This is a genomic window from Natronomonas sp. (assembly GCF_047616845.1).
GTDB lineage: Archaea > Halobacteriota > Halobacteria > Halobacteriales > Haloarculaceae > Natronomonas.
On sequence record NZ_JBLGBY010000023.1, the window covers coordinates 1 to 18,571 of the forward strand.

Annotated in this window: 19 protein-coding genes; 11 read left to right on the forward strand and 8 right to left on the reverse strand. The window is 65.2% G+C overall.

Annotation, left to right across the window (positions count from 1 at the left end; genetic code table 11):
* Nucleotides 1–221 precede the first annotated feature (221 nt).
* Entirely contained in the window at nt 222–623 is a 402-nt protein-coding gene (locus tag ACI8UR_RS06365) for a universal stress protein (protein WP_411715584.1), read from the forward strand.
* Here ACI8UR_RS06365 and ACI8UR_RS06370 read toward each other — a convergent pair.
* The 6 genes from ACI8UR_RS06370 to ACI8UR_RS06395 form a co-directional block, all read right to left on the reverse strand.
* A complete protein-coding gene (locus tag ACI8UR_RS06370; protein ID WP_411715583.1) occupies nt 607–1,641 on the reverse strand; it encodes a mechanosensitive ion channel family protein in 1,035 nt (344 codons plus the stop codon). The genes ACI8UR_RS06365 and ACI8UR_RS06370 overlap by 17 nt on opposite strands.
* Before the next feature lie 62 nt (nt 1,642–1,703).
* Nucleotides 1,704–1,844 carry a hypothetical protein gene (locus ACI8UR_RS06375; RefSeq protein WP_411715582.1) on the reverse strand — a complete coding sequence of 47 codons (141 nt, stop codon included), beginning with the start codon at nt 1,842–1,844 and terminating at the stop codon, nt 1,704–1,706.
* A gap of 75 nt (nt 1,845–1,919) precedes the next feature.
* Complete coding sequence (locus ACI8UR_RS06380) at nt 1,920–3,053, reverse strand: GAF domain-containing sensor histidine kinase (protein WP_411715581.1); 1,134 nt, start codon at nt 3,051–3,053, stop codon at nt 1,920–1,922.
* A 57-nt stretch (nt 3,054–3,110) separates the two neighbouring features.
* Nucleotides 3,111–4,814, reverse strand: coding sequence for a YcaO-like family protein (locus ACI8UR_RS06385; protein WP_411715580.1), 1,704 nt, complete (start codon nt 4,812–4,814; stop codon nt 3,111–3,113).
* A 99-nt stretch (nt 4,815–4,913) separates the two neighbouring features.
* A complete protein-coding gene (gene tbsP, locus ACI8UR_RS06390) occupies nt 4,914–5,723 on the reverse strand; it encodes a transcriptional regulator TbsP (RefSeq protein WP_411715579.1) in 810 nt (269 codons plus the stop codon).
* Between the two features lie 130 nt (nt 5,724–5,853).
* The gene (locus ACI8UR_RS06395) at nt 5,854–7,785 is read right to left on the reverse strand and encodes a hypothetical protein (protein ID WP_415087682.1); all 1,932 of its coding nucleotides are present in this window, start codon (nt 7,783–7,785) and stop codon (nt 5,854–5,856) included.
* Nucleotides 7,786–7,954: 169 nt separating this feature from the next.
* Between ACI8UR_RS06395 and glyA the strand changes: the two genes are divergently transcribed.
* The 4 genes from glyA to ACI8UR_RS06415 all read left to right on the forward strand — a co-directional run bounded on the left by glyA (nt 7,955) and on the right by ACI8UR_RS06415 (nt 12,191).
* On the forward strand, nt 7,955–9,229 hold the full coding sequence (gene glyA, locus ACI8UR_RS06400) for a serine hydroxymethyltransferase (protein ID WP_415087683.1): 1,275 nt from the start codon (nt 7,955–7,957) through the stop codon (nt 9,227–9,229).
* Between the two features lie 66 nt (nt 9,230–9,295).
* Nucleotides 9,296–10,705 carry an FAD-dependent oxidoreductase gene (locus tag ACI8UR_RS06405; RefSeq protein ID WP_415087684.1) on the forward strand — a complete coding sequence of 470 codons (1,410 nt, stop codon included), beginning with the start codon at nt 9,296–9,298 and terminating at the stop codon, nt 10,703–10,705.
* Between the two features lie 89 nt (nt 10,706–10,794).
* On the forward strand, nt 10,795–11,688 hold the full coding sequence (locus ACI8UR_RS06410) for a bifunctional methylenetetrahydrofolate dehydrogenase/methenyltetrahydrofolate cyclohydrolase (protein ID WP_411716036.1): 894 nt from the start codon (nt 10,795–10,797) through the stop codon (nt 11,686–11,688).
* A 2-nt stretch (nt 11,689–11,690) separates the two neighbouring features.
* Nucleotides 11,691–12,191: an NUDIX hydrolase gene (locus ACI8UR_RS06415; RefSeq protein ID WP_411716037.1), complete on the forward strand. Its 501-nt coding sequence runs from the start codon at nt 11,691–11,693 to the stop codon at nt 12,189–12,191.
* Nucleotides 12,192–12,193: 2 nt separating this feature from the next.
* On the opposite strand, the gene ACI8UR_RS06420 is transcribed toward ACI8UR_RS06415, so the two are convergent.
* Together ACI8UR_RS06420 and ACI8UR_RS06425 are read right to left on the reverse strand one after the other, a co-directional pair.
* Nucleotides 12,194–12,904 carry a TFIIB-type zinc ribbon-containing protein gene (locus tag ACI8UR_RS06420; protein ID WP_411716039.1) on the reverse strand — a complete coding sequence of 237 codons (711 nt, stop codon included), beginning with the start codon at nt 12,902–12,904 and terminating at the stop codon, nt 12,194–12,196.
* Nucleotides 12,905–12,942: 38 nt separating this feature from the next.
* Nucleotides 12,943–13,887 (reverse strand): asparaginase, encoded by a 945-nt coding sequence (locus ACI8UR_RS06425; protein WP_415087685.1) that lies wholly within the window; start codon nt 13,885–13,887, stop codon nt 12,943–12,945.
* 84 nt (nt 13,888–13,971) lie between these two features.
* Here ACI8UR_RS06425 and ACI8UR_RS06430 point away from each other — a divergent pair, with 84 nt between their 5' ends.
* From ACI8UR_RS06430 to ACI8UR_RS06455, 6 genes are all read left to right on the forward strand, one after another.
* Nucleotides 13,972–14,118 (forward strand): hypothetical protein, encoded by a 147-nt coding sequence (locus ACI8UR_RS06430; RefSeq protein ID WP_178917488.1) that lies wholly within the window; start codon nt 13,972–13,974, stop codon nt 14,116–14,118.
* A 405-nt stretch (nt 14,119–14,523) separates the two neighbouring features.
* Complete coding sequence (locus ACI8UR_RS06435) at nt 14,524–14,802, forward strand: PadR family transcriptional regulator (protein WP_411716042.1); 279 nt, start codon at nt 14,524–14,526, stop codon at nt 14,800–14,802.
* 102 nt (nt 14,803–14,904) lie between these two features.
* Nucleotides 14,905–16,059, forward strand: coding sequence for an acyl-CoA dehydrogenase family protein (locus ACI8UR_RS06440; protein WP_415087686.1), 1,155 nt, complete (start codon nt 14,905–14,907; stop codon nt 16,057–16,059).
* A 101-nt stretch (nt 16,060–16,160) separates the two neighbouring features.
* Nucleotides 16,161–16,406, forward strand: a complete 246-nt coding sequence (locus tag ACI8UR_RS06445) for a hypothetical protein (RefSeq protein WP_411715984.1) — start codon at nt 16,161–16,163, stop codon at nt 16,404–16,406.
* Nucleotides 16,407–16,444: 38 nt separating this feature from the next.
* On the forward strand, nt 16,445–16,981 hold the full coding sequence (locus ACI8UR_RS06450; protein WP_411715983.1) for a cob(I)yrinic acid a,c-diamide adenosyltransferase: 537 nt from the start codon (nt 16,445–16,447) through the stop codon (nt 16,979–16,981).
* Nucleotides 16,982–17,059: 78 nt separating this feature from the next.
* The gene (locus tag ACI8UR_RS06455) at nt 17,060–18,412 is read left to right on the forward strand and encodes an NAD(P)/FAD-dependent oxidoreductase (protein ID WP_411715982.1); all 1,353 of its coding nucleotides are present in this window, start codon (nt 17,060–17,062) and stop codon (nt 18,410–18,412) included.
* The last annotated feature ends 159 nt before the right edge of the window (nt 18,413–18,571 follow it).

Here is an 18,571-nt window from a genome sequence, read left to right on the forward strand (position 1 = left end):
TACCGACTCGCCATCTCCGAGTTCATCCTCCACACCGGCGTCGAGTTCCCCACGCTAACTGAGGACGCCGTCATCAGCCGGTACGAAACACAGTACGACGTTCTGATCGAGTATGCACGCACCGTCGGCATCGCGACCAAACTGGAGGGCCGAATCGTCCGGACGGGGTTGTAGCGGTTTTAATCGGAACCTTGACACGCTGGCCTCTATTTTCCCCGATAATGACGCTGGTCGTGGTACCTGTTCGGTACCCACTCTCGGAACACTCGCGGGCGACGCTCGAAAGAGCCATCGAGGTCGCCGCGGAACACGACGCCGACCTGACGATTCTGCACGTCAATCTGTACCAACACGACCGACGCGTCACCCGGACACAGCTGAAGAAGGCGGTCGAACGGGAGTTCGGCCGACCGGAGCGCGCCCGATACGTCGTTCGGGACGGCTTCCTCGTCGAGGAGACCATCCTCGATGAGGTCGCAGAGGAGGGCGCCGACTACGTCGTCATCGGCCGCAAACAGGCCAGCCGGTGGCGTCGGATGGTGCGCCGACTCGTCGACGACCCCGATGTCGAGCAGTTCCTCCGGAGCAAGCTCGACTGTCAGGTCATCACGGCGAGTCCGTAGTCTCGTCGCTGTCATCCCCTTCTGCCGACGTCTCCCGCGCGGTCGCTCCACCCTCCTGAGCCGTTGTGGGGTCGCTGCCCTCCCGCATGGCCATCTGCATCTCGCCACTCGTATCGTCGAACACGAGATGTCGGTGTGGGTATGGAATTTCGATGCCCGCGTCCTCAAACCGTGTCCAGACGTTCGTCATCACCCGCGAGCGAACGGTCGTCTGTTTGTACGGTTCGTTCGCCCAGTAGCGGAGCCGCAGCGTGACCTCGCTGTCGCCAAAATTCCTGATGTAACACGTCGGAGACGCCGGATACCGGGCGCTGCCGACGCGGATATCCGGCCCGCCCTGAATCACTGCATCGACCTCGCGGGCCGCCGCCTCCATCTGGGCGCGCGCTGTCGGAATGTCGCTTTCGTAGGTGATGCCCACGTCGAGCGTCATCCGAATGCGGGTGTCTTCAGCCGAGTAGTTGACGACATCCCGGCCGCGCATCTCGCCGTTCGGCAACACCATGAACGTGTTGTCGAGGGTGAAAATCTTCGTGTACAGCAGCGTGATATCCTCGACAAATCCCTTGGTGTCGGTGTCCTGGAGTTCGATCATGTCGCCGATTTCGTAGGGCTGTTCGTTGAGAATGAAGACCCCGCTGAGGACGCTGCCGATGATGGGTGCGAGGATGATACCCGCCACCGCCGAGAACACACCGACGGACAGCGCGAGATTGCCAAGGCCGAGTCCCATCCAGCCGAGCGCCGTCACGACCGCCCCGATAACGATGCTCGCCTGGATACCCCGGAGGATGGTTCGGCTGACGGAGGGCCGCTGGAAGCGGCGGGCGACGCGGCGCCCGAGCAGCTGGCGGGCGAGCTTCGAGGCGTAGTACGCGACGATGACGAACGCGACCGCGGCGAAGAGCTGGTAGAAACCCGTCGGAACATAGCCCGGTAGCCACTCGGGGCGGGCCAGCTCTCCGGGAGCCGGCGTTGGCGCAGGCGTGCCGGCTTGCAATACGCTCGTCACATCCATACCTCGCTCTCGCTGTCAGGGGGAAAAAGCGTTCCGTCCCGAAGACCCGATATGCATGTAGGTTAGTCCCGAGCGGCCAGCCGGAGCAGTTCTTCGTATTCCTCGTCATCCGGCTCCAGCACCCCGGTCTCGCTGAGCACGATTGCATCACGGGCCCACGCGCTCGCGACCTCACGGCGCTGGACGGCTGGCTCACCGGTCATATCTACACCTTCGGCGTTCGCCACTACTGCTCGGTGCCTAACTCACTTGGTATCGGACGGGCTGTCGCCGCGCCGTCACTCGATGTTGGCTGGCGTGACGTTCCGAAAACCGAAGCGGGCGCCGCCATCCGCCGATTCGGCCAGCGTGGTTCCCCAGCCATGTGCCTCGGCGATGCGTTTGACGATGCTGAGGCCGAAGCCGGTGCCCCTATCGTTCGTCGAATACCCGGCCTGGAACACGTCAGCGCGCTCGGACTCGGGGATGCCGGGGCCGTTGTCTTCGACGAAGAAGCCGTCCCCGTCGGGGAGGGGGCCGATGCGGACAGTGACAGCCTCGTCACCGTGTTCGACTGCGTTTCGGAACAGGTTCTCCAGCAGCTGTCGGAGCCGATCCGGGTCTGCTTCGATATGGACGGGCTCCGTGAGTTCGAGTGTCGGCTCGTCATCACAGATCGTCTCCCACCCGGTTTCGGCGACATCCGTGAGGGAGACGGCCTGGGTTTCGTCGACCGATTCACCCTCACGGGCCAGCGAGAGCAGGTCGTCGATGAGCGCCCGCATCCGGTCGATGGACGACTCACACCGCTCGAAATATTCGGGATCGCCCGTCTCCTGGGCCAGCTCCAGATACCCCTGCATCGCCGTGAGCGGATTCCGGAGGTCGTGGCTGACGACGCTTGCGAACTCCGCTAAGCGCTCGTTTTGTCGTTCGAGACGCCGGGTTCGTTCCTGTATCTCTTCGGTGTGTTCGATGCGGTCGAGCGCGGCCGCACAGTGGGCGACGAGCAGCTCGGCGAGTTCGATGTCGTCTTCGTCAAACGCTGCTGTCTCCCCGGAGACGGTCTGGAAGACGCCGTGCTCGCCGATGGGGACGCTGACAGCGGATCGATACGGCCCCTGTGTGTTGGCATCCGCACACGTTTCGAGGTCTTCGACGAGAAAGGATTCGCCTTCCTGGTACGTCTTGCCGATCAGGCCCTCATCGGTCGACATCGGCTGGGCACCTTCCGGCGGCGTGGCTGTCGAGATAGCAGCGATGTGGAGAAGGCCATCGCGCTCCAGATTGATGACGCAGATATCGAAATCGAGGACGGACTCGGCGGCTTCGATGGTGCGTTCACACACGGCTGTCCGGTCGTCGTACTCCGTTATCTCGGTCGCGAAGGTGTTGAGCTCCTTCAGCGCCCGCGCCCTATCTTCAAGTGCCATTCAGTTTAGTAGTGGTAGAAGGGCGTCAGGAGTCATGTGTTTTCCGTTGTCAAGCGGTTATGGGAATGGATGGTGGGCCCGCTCGAGGCGCGGTTCGAAGCCGAGTTCCTCGGGCACCGTCCGGGCCCGCTCGCCGAAGTAGGAATCGCCGGTGAAAAGCGGCTGCGCCTCGGGAACGACGACCCGAACCGCCTCAAAGCCGAGTCCCTCGATGTCCCGAGGAGTCAGACGAGCGCCATAGGACGTCAGCCCCGCGTCGGTGACCCGTTCGACGACGGCGTCGAGTTCGGCACGCCCGCCCGGAACAGCCTCGGGGCCGACGCTCGATGCAGGGATGGTTGTTTCGGGAGAGACGAACGCCCGGGCTTCGGCAGGGAAGTCGGCGTACGGCCCGATGGCGCCGGACTCCTCGCTCGCCTGTTCGGGGCCCATCCGCCGAAGTTCAAGCCAGTTCTGGATGGCCTCCTCTAAAGCGCCGCGAGCGGCCACGTTCGGGTTCAGATCGGCCGCCATTCCGGCGGCGAAGCGGGGCCACTCGCCATTCCGGTGGACGCAGGCAGCCACGACCGGGACATCGACGTCCTGCGTGAGTAGGAGCGCCGTCGACTCCAAGTTCTCGCTGCGTGCGCGGGCGATAAGCGTCGCGTAATCGTCGTCGCTGACGGCGAGCCCGAGCGGGTCGTACGTCGAGTACCACGACAACATCGCCGCGTCGCGCTCGATGACCTCGTAGAGCCCCGAGAGAAGCGCCTCGACGCCGCCGTTTCCAAGCCCGAGCCCCGTCGTGATGGCCGGCCGGATATTGCGCTCTGGCGGCGGGAACACGACCGTTTCGGCCGGCAGCTGAACCGCCTCGTCGGTCGCAAGCTGCTCGGCGGGATACCAGTATTCGATGGCATCCGGGTCGGGGGCGTCGCCGGGCTGAACGAACCGTGCCGGAATGACCGGGTTCGTCGGCGCCGTCTCGAACGTCGGGTCACGGTAGACGGCCGCGCTGTACCGCTCCAGTGCCTCTCCGAGTGCTTTCATGAACGCCGTGTCCCAGTCGACCCCGACGCCAGCGGCGTGCTCGGGAACGTCGGCGTCCGAGAACGGCGTCGACGCGAGCGTGGCAAGATAGTACGGCACGGGGAACGATTCCACCTCTCCGAGGTTCGTGATGGGGCCAACGCGCTCGTCGAAGGCGCGTTCGGCCGCCGAAAGCGCCTCGTCCAGTGACCGCTCCTCGTGAGTTCGCCGGAGGCCCGAGCGGTCGCGGTTCGGGTCGGCACACGAACAGAACGGCACCGGCAGCACGCGGCGCTCGGCGTGCGGAATCTCGATTGTGCCGCCGATGACCGACGATTGCCCGCCGGTGACGAGCGTCGCGAGTTCGTGACCGGCGATGGCGCCGGCGAACCGCGCTGTCCCTGCCTCGAGGTCGCTGGTACCGGGCTCGGGGGCTGCGGCCTCGACGCGGTGGCACAAGCAGTCGTAACACCCCGTCTCCGGGGCGAATCCCGAGACGGCAGCGTTCACGCCTGCGACCGGGGTGCCGCCGATACCGCCCAACTCGATGGTGACGAGTGGTGTTCCGGATTCGCGGGCTATCGCACCTGCACCGTCGAGCAGCATCCCGTCCACAGCGGCGGCCACGACGGCGACATCGGCGCGTGGCAGGTCGTCGATGGCGGTCTCGGTCGGCCTCGCTTGCGTCTCCTCGAGTGCCGCCCGAACGGCCGCAATCGCCGGGCCCGAGCCCAGTAAGCCGACCGTCGTCACGGTCGTGTGGTGTATCGTCGTCGGTCAGCGAGCGGTGACATGCGTGTCTCAAGCATCGGGCGGGCGATAAAACAGCGGGAAGGAACGCGGCGGGCCCGGTTAGGCTGCGAGCATCGACTGGGCGACGCTTGCGAGCTGGCCGTTGTCGGCATCCTTGAGTCGGTCGTCACCGAGCTTCAGGCGGAGTCGCGGGCGGCCGATGTCGATGGGCACTTTCTCGGTGTCGAGCAGCCCCATCTCCTCCATCCGGGTCTTCGTCCGCGAGAACGTCGCTTTGGAGGCGATGCCAACGTCCTCGCCCCACTTCGAGATGTCGTAGAGGAGGTCTTCGTTCCGGGCAGCGACCAGGAGCGAGATCGTCACTTCGTCGAGACCGTCGCCGTTTCCACGGGCGGTTTCGAGCGAGGTGAGCACCGCATCGAAGTCGTCGGCGGTCGCGTCGCCGAGTTGGGTTTCGAGCGTCGAGCGAACACGGGAGATCGCCGGGGTACGGAGGCCGAACTCGTCGGCGTCAGCCCAGGCATCAGTGAACCGTTCGTAGGCGCTCTCGATGAACGCCTCGTCGTCGGTGCCGAGGCCCGCAACGCGGTCGCCAGCGTGGACGACGGAGACGACGGATTCTTCGGTCACGAGGAGCGTGTTCGCGCCCGCCTCGTACGTTCGGAGTTCGAGACGGCCTGCTTCGGCGTGGTCTGCAGCGCTGCTGGCGACGATGAAATCGTCCATGACACTTTTCAGCGTCTGCTCGGAGGCCAGCAGTCGGACAGTCGGAGCGCCCTCGCCCAGTACGTCGACCAGTGCCTCGATGGTTTCGGGAGTCGGATCGACGACGTACAGTTCATCAGTAGCGGCCGAGAGCGTCTCGCGCAGAACGCCTGCGATAGTTCGCTCAACGAGATTTGATTGCATTATCGTGTATAGATGTATGTAGGTGAGCGTATTTAATATTAGCGTGTTATCGGCCGGAAATCCCGCCAAAGATATATAAAGAGCCGTATTGGTACGGCTTGCGTTATATCACCGAAACAAGTGACCGAAGTTAACTCTGTTGCCCTGACGATTCGACGTGGCGTGCTAGCTCGTTCCCCCATCTGAGGCTGCCGTCGTAGTGGACTGGTGCTGAAGTTCGCTCCAGGAAGTCGACGACCTCGTCACGGGCCAGCGTGGCACTCGTGGTGACGCCGACCGGATGTTCGGCGCCCTCGAAGGGGTCTCGGTAGCGGCGGCCCGCGCCGTCCGGTGTGAGGACGTCGTAGCTGACGGTGAAGCCATCGACCGTCCTGTCGACGTGGAGCACTGCAGGCTGGCCTCGCGGCTGCCGAACGCGGGAGGCACCGTCACCGACGACCGCGTAATCCCGCCCGACGATGATCTCATCGCGGGCGAGCGCGAGCGCACGGTCGAACGCGAACCCGGACGCGAGCGTCGCCGCAAACGACATCCCGAACGTCACGGCCTGCTCGTCAAGCACGGGATTCAGCGTCACTGCACCGACCGTCGCGCCCTGCCGGAGGAGGTCGTACCCCTCGTAGTAGGAGCCACACGCGTTGAGGAAGAAGGCGTCCGCTCGACACTCGGTGAGGTCGGTCGCCGCCAACAGCCCGTCCGGGCAGACCATCCCATCGACCTCGATGTGGCCGACGAAATGCACGAGGTCGGTCGGCCGCTGGAACACGTCGGCCAGTTCAGCCGTGCTGAGCCGCTCGTGGATGCGCACGTCGACGTCGTGGGCGTCGAGGCGGCGCCGATACACGTCGGCAACGCAGCGCTCGCCACCCATCTCGGGCTCGTTGCAGATGACATCGATGGTGAGTTGGTCGCCAACGCCCGGGTCGGGTGTCGCAGAGCCCACGAGCGTCGAGGCGTCGACGGGCGTGCCGTCGCCCAGCCAGGTGTGGAAGCGACTCTCAGTAAGCGACGGGTCGACTGCCTCCACACACGGCGCCTCGCCGCGATAAAACTCATCGAGCGAGCGCTCGAGGTGGGTCTGCGGGTCGAGCGCGGAAGCCGAAGCCGGGTGGACGAGACTCAGCCGGTCGAGCAGATACGGGAGATAGCGTCCGTTCTCGACATCGTCGTTGACGTACGTCGACAGCGGCCAGGTCGGGGGGTCGGACGGCGGCGATTCAAGAACGGCGGCCAGTCGCTCTCCGGGTGTCGCCGACTGGAGGTGCTCCAAGCCACCGTCGGCTGGCCCCGTCTCGCCGGGCACCGAGCGCAGCCGACAGTCGAGTCGACAGAGGCCACAGAGCGCGTCAGCCATCTCTTCGGCGAAGTCGGGCAGTGGCTCGAACTCATGGGAGAGGGCATCGCCGTCGATGCTCGGCGGCCCAGAGTCGACACGGAGGGTCGCCCCGAGATAGTACGCAAGCGGCGCCGCGACCAACACGGCGGGCATCGTCTCCGGGACGGTCATGGTGGAACCGTCCGACCCGCCGGTGAGTTCGGCCGGTATTGACTCCTCGCCGAACGCCACGGCGGGCGTCCGCGGTCGAAAGCCGGGATGAGAACGCTCGGGGCCATCGGTTCGGTGCGTCCGGCCGGCGGCGGTGACGGCCGTCGCGATGCCCGCAGGCGTCGGCGGTACCGTCACTTTCGGCCGCTCTGATTTCGTCTCCCGGAAACCGACAGCGACCGGGGTTGGTTCGTCAAACTGGAGCTGCGTGCCGTCGGCAGCGTCGTGGATGCTGGCCGACCCCTCGAAGGCGACATCGACCTCGAACGTAGCGTCGGCTCTGAGCAGATGCGTCCCTTGGGAGAGTCGCTCCTCCGTGAGGGGTGTCCCGTCTGCTGTCGTGGCAGTCGCTTCCGCCGGGAGTCGAAGACTTCTCGTTTCGCCGACTGTGGCGGCGTCGACACCGACAGGCAATGCGGGAGCGCCGTCACCCGGCCGCCAGCCGTCGACGTCGAGGCTCACTGTCCCCCGTTCCCCGAACCCACAGACGCGCTGTTCCGTCGCAGCCCACTCCATCTACCTCTTCGGTTCGCCTCCCCTTGTAAAGGCGTATCCCCGGATACACGAGGCCCATCATATTCCGGAACCCCACCGTCGGGCGTTTTCGGGTTCGCAGTCGTCCGCTCGTCGCCGCTGCTCAGCGAGAACGGGTACCTTCTTGTCCTGCCGTTCCCGAGCGTCACACATGAGCTACGACCGAGTCCGCGACATCGACCCCGCGGTTGCCGACGCACTCGTGGGCGAGCGCGACCGCCAGGAGAACACCCTGGCGATGATCGCCTCGGAGAACCACGCCTCCGAGGCCGTCCTGGAAGCACAGAGCTCAGAGCTGACGAACAAGTACGCAGAGGGCTATCCCGGCGAACGATACTACGCCGGCTGTGAGTACGCCGACGAGGTCGAGGAACTGGCCATCGAACGCGCCGAGGAACTCTGGGGCGCAGAGCACGTCAACGTACAGCCCCACTCCGGCACGCAGGCCAATATGGGCGTGTACCTCGCCATGCTCGATCCTGGCGACAAGATTCTCTCTCTGGAGCTGGAACACGGCGGCCACCTCAGTCACGGCCACCCCGCGAACTTCACGGGCAAAACCTACGAGGTCGAACAGTACGAGGTCGACCCCGAGACGGGCTACATCGACTACGAGGAGCTCCGCGCACAGGCCGAGGAGTTCGATCCGGACATCATCGTCTCCGGCTACTCCGCGTACCCCCGCGAGGTCGAGTTCGAGCGCGTCCAGGAGGCCGCCGAGGCCGTCGACGCCTACCACCTCGCTGACATCGCTCACATCACCGGCCTCGTCGCCGCCGGCGTCCACGAATCGCCTGTCGGCGTCGCCGACTTCGTCACCGGCTCGACGCACAAGACCATCCGTGCGGGCCGCGGTGGCATCATCATGTGCGACGAGCAGTACGCCGACGACATCGACGCCGCCGTCTTCCCCGGCGCACAGGGCGGCCCGCTTATGCACAACGTCGCCGGCAAGGCCGTCGGCTTCAAGGAAGCGCTCACGCCCGCCTTCGAAGAGTACGCCCAGCAGGTCATCGACAACGCCGAGGCGCTCGGTACGCGGCTTCAGGAGCACGGTTTCGAACTCGTCTCCGGCGGCACCGACACCCACCTCGTGTTGGTCGACCTCCGTGAGTCCCACCCCGACACCACCGGCACCGTCGCCGAGGAAGCCCTCGAAGAGGTCGGCATCGTCCTCAACAAGAACACCGTCCCCGGCGAGACGCGCAGTCCGTTCAACCCCTCGGGCATCCGCGCCGGCACGCCCGCGCTCACGACCCGCGGCTTCGACGAGGAAGCCTGCGCGCAGGTGGCCGACATCATCTACCGCGTCGTCGATACCCCCCACGATGACGACGTGAAAGCCGAGGCGACCGAGGAGGTCGAAGCGCTCTGTGAGGAGTTCCCACTCTACGAGCGAGAAGGCTCCATCATCGACTTCGAGTAACGCCCGCAGGCATCGCCGTCACACACCCGACCGGCTTTTATCACCCGCGCGCTGCACCGGAGAGTCATGAGCACGTTCGTCGTTGTCGGCGGGGACGCCGCCGGCATGTCGGCCGCGAGCAAGGCAAAGCGCGACAACCCCGACCTCGATATCATCGTCTTCGAGAAGGGTGAGTGGGTCTCATACGGCGCCTGCGGGCTGCCGTACTACGTCAAGGGTGAAATTCAGACGCTCGAAGAACTCGTCTCGGTCACGCCCGAAGAGTTCCGCGAGGAGCGCGATATCGACCTCCGGACGGGCCACGAAGTCGTCGGGATCGACGCCGACGACCGGACGGTCACCGCACGCAGCGACGGCGGCGAGACGACGGTGTCGTACGACCACCTGCTCATCGCGACGGGTGCAGAGGCGACCGAGCCGCCCGTCGAGGGCATCGACCGGGAAGGAATCTACACGCTCGGGTCGATGACCGACGGCAAGGAGCTCCGGGATTTCATCGCCCGTGCCCGCGAGGAGAGCCCCCTGGAACAGCCCGACCGCGGGCCGGCCTGTCACTTTCTCGAAGAGTGTGAGGGCGCCGTCGGCATCATCGGCGGCGGCTACATCGGTGTCGAGATGGCAGAGGCGCTGGCCGAAAACGACTTCGAGGTACACCTCTTCCAGCGCGGCGACCGGGTGCTCAAGGGGTTCAGCGAGGCGACGAGCGAGATCGTCGCAGAACACCTCCGCGAGAAGGACGTGGCCCTCTATCTCGGTGCGGAGGTCGAGGAACTCACCGGCGATGACGCCGTCGAAGCGGTCGTCACGGCCGACGAGGAGGTGGCCGTCGAGATGGTGCTCGTCGGCACCGGCGTCCGGCCGCGAACCGACCTCGCCGAGGAAGCGGGCGTCGAACTCGGGCCGACGGGTGCCATCGCGACCGACGGGTATCGGGAGACGAACCTCCCGGACGTGTACGCGGCGGGCGATTGTGCCGAGGCCGAACACGTCGTCTCCGGCGAACCGGCCTACGTTCCGCTGGCGTTGACCGCGAACCGGCACGGCCGCGCGGTTGGACAGACCGTCGCTGGCACCCTGACCGAGGGTGGCGGCATCGCCGGAACGGCGGCGGTCAAGGCCTTCGACGTCGAGGCGGCACGGACTGGCATTCTCGACCACGAGGAAGCCCGCGACGCCGGCTTCGACCCCGTAACCGAGACTATCGATGCGAAATCCCGTGCGGGCTACTATCCCGAAAGCGGCACCGTGACGGTGACGCTCACCGCCGACCGCGAAAGCGGGCGCGTCCTCGGGGCCAGCCTCGTCTCCGAATACGGCGAGGGGGCCGTCCACCGCAGCCACGCCATCGTCGGCGCGGTCACCGAGGGAATCACGGTCGCCGAACTGTCGAACTACGACCTCGCGTACGCGCCGCCGTTCAACACGACGTGGGATCCGGTGTTGACCGCGGCGAAGGTGCTCGGCGGGAAAATGTAAGCACGTTCGTGTTCATATCTGCCACAGAACGAGCCGAACATAGCACGAACCCGAATCATTGATACGTCCGGGCGAACCAGCCTCCGGTAATGACAGAGGTCATCGACGGCAACGCCGTCGCCAGCGAGGTTCGCGAGTCGCTGACCGAGAGCATCGAGACGCTCGACGCCGAGGGCGTCACGCCCGGACTCGCGACCGTTCTGATGAGCGACGACCCCGCAAGCGAGACGTACGTGTCGATGAAACAGCGGGACTGCGAGGAGGTCGGCATCAACGGCATCCACGTCGAACTCGACACCGAGGCGCCCGCAGCGGAACTGCACGACACCATCGACGACCTCAACGACGACCCCGCAGTCCACGGAATCCTCGTCCAGATGCCGCTCGTCGATCACGTCGACGAACGCCGCGTCCTCCGGAGCGTCGACCCGATGAAAGACGTCGACGGCTTCCACCCCGAGAACGTCGGCCGGCTCGTCGCCGGCAACGACCGCTACCGTCCGTGTACGCCCCACGGCGTCCAGAAGCTCCTGGAGGCGTACGACGTCGAGACGGAGGGCGCCAACGCGGTCATCGTCGGCCGTTCGAACATCGTCGGCAAGCCGCTCGCGAATCTGTTGCTCCAGAAGGCGCCGGACGGCAACGCGACGGTTACGGTGTGTCATTCCCGCACCGAGAACCTCGCCGAGAAGACCCGGAACGCCGACATCCTCGTCGCCGCCGCCGGTATGCCGGAGTTCATCGACGCCGAGATGGTCGGTGACGGTGCGACGGTCATCGACGTCGGCATCAACCGCGTGGACGCGGACACCGACAAAGGGTACGAGCTGGTCGGTGATGTCGACTTCGAGAGCGCCAAAGAACAGGCCGGCCTCATCACGCCCGTCCCCGGCGGGGTCGGCCCGATGACGCGTGCGATGTTGCTCTACAACACCGTCAAGGCGGCCGGGCTTCAGAACGACATCGACGTCGAACTGCCCTGAGGATGCCGCTGTCACCGGACGAACTGGCCGCCCGCTACGACGACCCGTATCGGAAAGCCGAACGCATCGAACTCCCGGCAGAGCGGTTCGACCGGGGAGTAGAGCGCGGCGACGACGGCGCGTGGGGCGTCGGCGCGCTAGTCATCGATGCTGGGAGCGTTCTCTTCGTTCGTGAAGGGGATACGTGGCTCCTCCCTGGCGGTCGGCTCGAAGCTGGCGAACCACCTGCCGACGGAGCAGCTCGGGAGGTCAGAGAGGAGACGGGCGCCGAAATCGAGATCGCCGAACTCGGTGCCATCGCCGAGCAGACGTTCGTTCGAGAGGGCAGCGACGATTCCTACGAGTTCTATTTCGCCACGTTCGTCGGGGTACTTTCGGGCGGAGACACCACCGTCACGAGCGCGCACGAGGACGCTATCGACGAGGTCGCCTGGCTAGCTGCGGTTCCCGACAACACGTTCGATAGAGATCTCGTGAAACGGCTCGTGGCGGCGTATCGGTGAAATCAGGCCAGGCCGTCCAGCCGACTCTCGGCCTGAGCGAGCGCGGCTTCCTCATCCTCGATGAGATAGCGACCGATGTCGCGAGCCACGGAAACGAGCGTTTCGGCCTCTCGGGGCGCCACGTCGCCGTCGAGCGCGCGAACCCGTTTGACGTGCGTCGAGAGGCGTTCGAGAACGGAATCGACGGCCGGGTCGGGGTGCTCATCGAGGTAGGCACGCAGGTCGGAGCGATACTCCTTGACCGCGTTCGCGTACGCGAGGCCGCGCATGGCACGGAGCGAGTCGGGCACCTGCTCGGGGTCGGGACGCTCACCCCCGTCAGCGCGGAGGAGTTCGGTGAAATACAGTTCCTCGTCGTCGTCCACGCTGGTCTTTCGGGCCAGTTCGGCAGCGACGTGGCGCAGTTCCATCGCGGCGAGATAGGTGTCGTCGAGCGGCTGGAGCTCGCCCGCCTCGATGAAGCCGTACCCCTGCGTGAACGCCTGGGTGCGGTCGGCGGCGCGGTCAGCGAGGCGTCTGGTGGGCACGTCGTCGACGTCGGTGCGAATCGGCGAGAGGTCAAGCGTCGCCGCCGTCGCGGTGTGCAGCGACCGCTCTTCGTCGACGCCGACGCTGTGGAGGCTGCCGCAGTCGGGGCAGGCAACCTCGCCGGTCTGGTAGTACGACCACCGCGCCCCACACTCCTTGCACTCCCGTTGCCCGCGAACTTTCATACCCAGTCATGAGGCGTGGGGCGGCAAAACACCCGCGACTACGAGTCGAACTGCTCGAAGCGGTCGTCGACCCGGTCGGCCGCAAGCGCGAGCATGAGCTCGATACGGGCCGCCCAGGGCGTTCCGTGGGCGAACCTGACGTGGTCGTAGCCGGCGAGCGTGGCGGCGCCACCGGGCGTTCCGTACACCGGTTCGGTCGGCCCGGCGTGACAGCGCGAGGCGAGCACGACCGGGCAGTCGGCGTCCGCGATGGCCGCTCCGAGCGCGGCTGTCGTGTTCCCGAGGCCGGTTCCGGCGACGACGATGCCGTCCGCGCGGGCTTCGGCATCTGCGAAGGCTTGGTGGCCGACGCCGGAAGCGGAGACGACGAGCGGGACAGTCGGGTGTTCGTCGGGCACGGGCAGGTCGGCATCATCGCCCGTCGGCTCGCTGTGCCAGTGGATACGGCGCCGAGTGAAGCGGGCGAGCGGCCCCGACTCGGGCGAGCGGAACGTATCGAGCGAGCTGGTGTGGGATTTCCGGACAGTGGCGGCGGCGTGCAGTTCCTCGTCGAAGGCGACGAAGGCACCGCTCGTGACTCGCTCGTGGGCGGCGGCTCGAACCGCGGTAAGGAGGTTCGTCGGGCCGTCGCTGCCGCGCTCGTCGGGGCGACGCTGGGCGCCAGTAACGACCACGGGGGCGCTTGTCGTGAGGTCGAGATAGCGGGCGGTTTCAGCGAGCGTATCCGTGCCGTGGGTGACGACGAATCCGTCGACATCGTCGGCCAGGTCATCCATGCGGGCCGCGACGCGAGCACAGATGCCGGGCGACATATCGAAGCCCGGCTTGCTGGCGACGCTTTCGACGGTGATGTCCGCGTACGTTTCGAGTTCGGGGACGGCCTCGACGAGGTCGTCGCCGGAGAGTTCGGGCGCGGCGCCGGAGTCGCTTCCCTCCGCGGTGGAGGCGATGGTGCCGCCAGTCGCGATGACGTGAACGCGCATGCGCGGTGTCGGAGCGGGGGTCGGTTGGGGGTTCCGGTTTTCCGGGTGATGAACATTCATCAGTGCCGGCCCCAACGACGAGGTATGCGCGACGAAGAGGAGATCCGCGAGCAGTACGAATTCCTGAAGAACGAACTCGATGATGAGGACATGAACCACGAGGGAGTCAGGCAGATGTTTACCTACTACAAGCGCGCCCTCGGGTGGGTTCTCGAGGAGGAGTACATCTGAGCAAACCTGCCCGTGCCGGTACATTTATGATCCGATAGCCACTTGATTCAGTCGACGCTTCGCTTGGAGGGCCGAAGCGTCAGCGGGGACCTATTCAGGGCGGCAAGCGGCCGGCCGATCTTTTCACCGGCCGGCCGCTTTCCACTCGCTGCAACACCGAACAGCGATGTCCTTGTCTCTCAAACGCGAGACTCGTAGCACGCCTGTGTTATGGCCGCCAGCGTCAATCATACTCGAACAGTCATTGATTCGACAGTCCTTGGATTAGTATCAGGTTCTACCATCAGCGCGCTGCGACTAAAGTTGCCGGAGGCGTCGTCTCGTGTGCGTTCGTGACCGATACGCCGAGCGCCGGTTCGACATATTTAAACTAATGCGACAATAACACAAAGATAGGACTTACCGATGCACGACCTGACAGGCTTCCAGCGTGATCTGCTGTACGTCATCGCCGGCCGGGACGACCCACACGGACTCGCCATCAAGGAGGAACTGGAGGATTACTACGAGAAGGAGATCCACCACGGCCGGCTCTACCCGAATCTCGACACCCTCGTCGACAAGGGGCTCGTCGAGAAGGGCCAGCGCGACCGTCGGACGAACTTCTATACGCTTACCCGTCGCGGCCGCCGCGAGATCGAAGCGCGCCGGGAATGGGAAGACCAGTACGTCGACCTCGAATAAAGGCACCGGCACTACCCGGTTATCACTGTAAACCGTATGTAGAGTCCCTGCAAACGTCGTTAGAAGAGTTGCCCTTTTATACTTCCAGTCAAACAGGAGCGTATGGACTTCGAACTAAGCGACGAACAGCAGCAACTCAAAAGCGAGGTGCAGCGGTTCGCGGAAAACGAGATCATCCCGGTCGCAAAAGAGTACGACCGCGAGGAGAAATACCCCCACGACGTCATTGATCAGGCCGCCGAGATGGGCCTGCTCGCCCCGCAGATCCCCTTCGACTACGGTGGCGCCGGCTACGACGTGCTCGACACCGCCATCATCGTCGAGGAACTGTTCGCCGCCGACCCCGGTATCGGCCTGTGTCTCTGTTCGACCGGCTTCGGAACGGAAGCCATCATCGAGTTCGGGACGGAAGAGCAGAAAGAGGAGTATCTCGAACCCGTCGCGCGTGGCGAGGCAATCAGCGGCGCGGCCATCTCCGAGCCGGACACCGGCTCCGATGTCTCAAGCGTGAGCACGCGCGCGGAGAAGGACGGCGACGAATGGGTCATCAACGGGAACAAGATGTGGATTACCAACGGTTCCATCGGTGATTTCTTCGTCGTGCTGTGTAAGACCGACCCCGACGCCGAGGGTCGCTACAACGGCTTCAGCCAGATCATCGTCGAATCCGACCGCGACGGCTTCACCGCCGACAAGATTACGGGCAAGATGGGCATTCGCGCTTCCGATACGGCCGAGCTCATCCTCGATAACGTTCGCGTCCCCGAGGAAAACCTCGTCGGCACCGAGGGCATGGGCTTCCTCCAGCAGATGCAGTTCTTCGACGAGACGCGTACCGGTGTCGCCGCGCAGGGTGTCGGTATCGCCAAGGGTGCCGCAGAGCGCGCCCTCGACTACGCCCAGGAACGCGAACAGTTCGGTCGGCCCATCGGCGACTTCCAGGCCATCCAGCACAAACTCGCCGACATGCACACCGAGGCCGAAGCGGCCCGGAACCTCACCTACAAATCCGCGTGGTCGGTCGACCACGCCGACGGCCAGCTGACGAAGCTCGCTTCGATGGCCAAAGAGTTCGCTTCCCGCACTGCTGTGAAGAACGCCAACGAGTGCGTCCAGATCCACGGCGGCTCCGGCTACGTCGACGACTTCGACGCCGAGCGCTTCTACCGCGACGCCAAAATCACCCAGATCTACGAGGGCACCACCGAAATCCAGAAGATGATCATCGCCCGCGAACTCCAGGGCAAGGGATTCTAAACGTCCGAAGGCGCTGCGCTTTCGGCTGCTGCACCTCGCTTGCGTTTCGTCGCGTTTTCTGAAACGGACGCTTTACCCCACAGCGCTCGCTATCGGGAGCAATGAGTAGTCTCGTCCAGGACGACTTCATCCGAGCGACGACGTTCTTCGCGCTGGCGTTCGCCATCACGACCGTTGGAGGAACCCTGCTCGGTGACCTCCGCAGCGGTATCGAGACGGGCGTCGTGCTTGGCGTCGCCTTCGGCGTGTTCGCGTACTTTTTCATCGCTCCGACGGCGGGGGAGACCGGCGAAGAAGACGAGAAAGACGAGGCAGCCGAGGAGGACGTGGCGGAACCAGAAGAGTAGGCAACTGCCTATAAGCCCCCACGGGTCGATGGGCCGGTATGAAGATTTACACCGGCCGTGGCGACGAGGGAATGACCGACCTGCGCGATATGTCCCGCGTCTCGAAGACGAGCGCGCGCATCGAAGCCTACGGAACGGTCGACGAGGTGAACAGCGTCATCGGGATGATTCGGCCCTCGGGCTACGACGACGTCGACGAGAAACTCCAGGCGGTGCAGAACCACCTCCACATCATCCAGGCGGATTTCGCTAACCCCGACACGGATGACGAGGACGCACCCCACGTCGAGGAACACCACGTCGAACAGCTCGAAACGTGGATGGACACGTTCGACGACGAGCTCGAACCGCTCCAGAACTTCATCCTCCCGGGCGGCAGCGACGTGGGCGCGAAACTCCACCAGGCCCGCGCGGTCTGTCGCCGCGCCGAGCGCCGTGCGGTCTCCCTCGCCTCGGACGAGCCCGTAAACGACGCCGCCGTCGCGTATCTGAACCGCCTCTCTGACGCGCTGTTCGTCTGGGCACGCGTAGTCAACAAACGCGAGGGCGTTCGCGAAGAGCCTCCGGAGTACTAGGCCGCTCGCCACCGCGTCGGCGCCCAGCGAGCGACGGCCATCAAGCGTTTTATGCTGCTTGCACGCACGGAGAGGAGTATGCAACGCGCAGACGTCGCCATCGTCGGCGGGGGGCCGGCCGGTTCCGCAGCCGGCTACACGGCCGCCAAAGAGGGTGCCGACGCCGTCGTCATCGAGAAGGGCGTTCCGCGCGCCGACCGCGAGGGGCTCGGGCCGGACTCGACCGACGCCGCCGGCATCCTCGACTACTGGGTCGACCTGATGGCCCTCGACGAACCCATCCCCGAGCGGGTCAAGCTTCAGGAGCTCAACGCCGCGGAGTTCATCGGCCCCAACGAGACACTCGAGGTGACGGACACGAACCTCGAATCCTCGTACCCGAACTTCGGGTTCACCATCCACCGGGCCCGCTTCGACGATTGGCTCCGGGAGCGCGCCGAAAACGCCGGCGCCGAGTACCGCGTCGGCGACGCCGTCAGCGACATCGAGAGCCACCTCACGGGCGCGCCGAGTCATACCCTGACGCTGCGCGATGGCAGCGAAATCCGGGCGGACTATCTCGTCCTCGCCGACGGCCCCCAGCGAACCATCACGGGCACCGTACTCCAAAACTGGCTCGGTGACGAGCACATGGAGACCCTCTCCTCTCGGAAGGCGAACCACATCGCCTACCAGGAGTATCGACGCCTCCCCGAGGAGCTGTTCGAGCGCGACCGCATCAAGTTCTGGTGGGGGTACATGCCCGGCCATACCGCCTATCCGTGGGTGTTCCCGAACGACGAGCCGGTCGCTCGCGTCGGGCTGACGATGCCCATCGGGATGGACATGGCGGATGTCGAGAACCGCGAATCCTACCGCCTGCTTCGGCCCGAGGATGACCGCATTCCGCAGGGTGGCACCTACATCGAGCGCATGCTCGAAGACGTCTACCCGGAGTACGACCTCGAGGATTTCCCGCTCGTCGAAGACCGCGGGAAGACGGGCGGGACGGAGACGTATCCCATCTCCTCGACTCGGCCGATCGAGTCGCCGACGGTCGCGAACGTCGCCGTCGTCGGCGGCGCAATGGGCGCCACCTCAGCGTTTCACGAGGGCGGCGACCACGTCGCGATTCGGACGGGCCACATCGCCGGCCGTCTCGCCGCCCAGAACAAACTGGGCGCCTACAACGCCGAGTGGCAGCGGGCCATCGGCGACGAAGTCCGGCGGAACTGCGTGTTCGCCGACATGGTGCGCGGCTACGAACCGGACGACTGGGACACCGTGTTCGGACTCGTCAACAGCGTCACGAGCGACGACGGATTCACGCCGCGTGAACTCGTGTACGGGGGTACCACTGGTGCCAAACTGCTCGGCGAATACGGCCTCAGGAAACTCCGCTACTGGGGCGGCCGCTACGCACAGGTTCGGGAAGACGACTACGCGATGTAGCCGTACCCGAAAGAGGATTACCGTTCGACCACGTATATCGGGTGCGCACCTTTAGTCCCCGACTGAGCAGCCCTTCGGGCGGCGATGAGGACTCGGAGAACCCGGGTGTGCGACATACACGCTGGTCACGTTCAGATTCGACCACCGCCGAGACGGTTT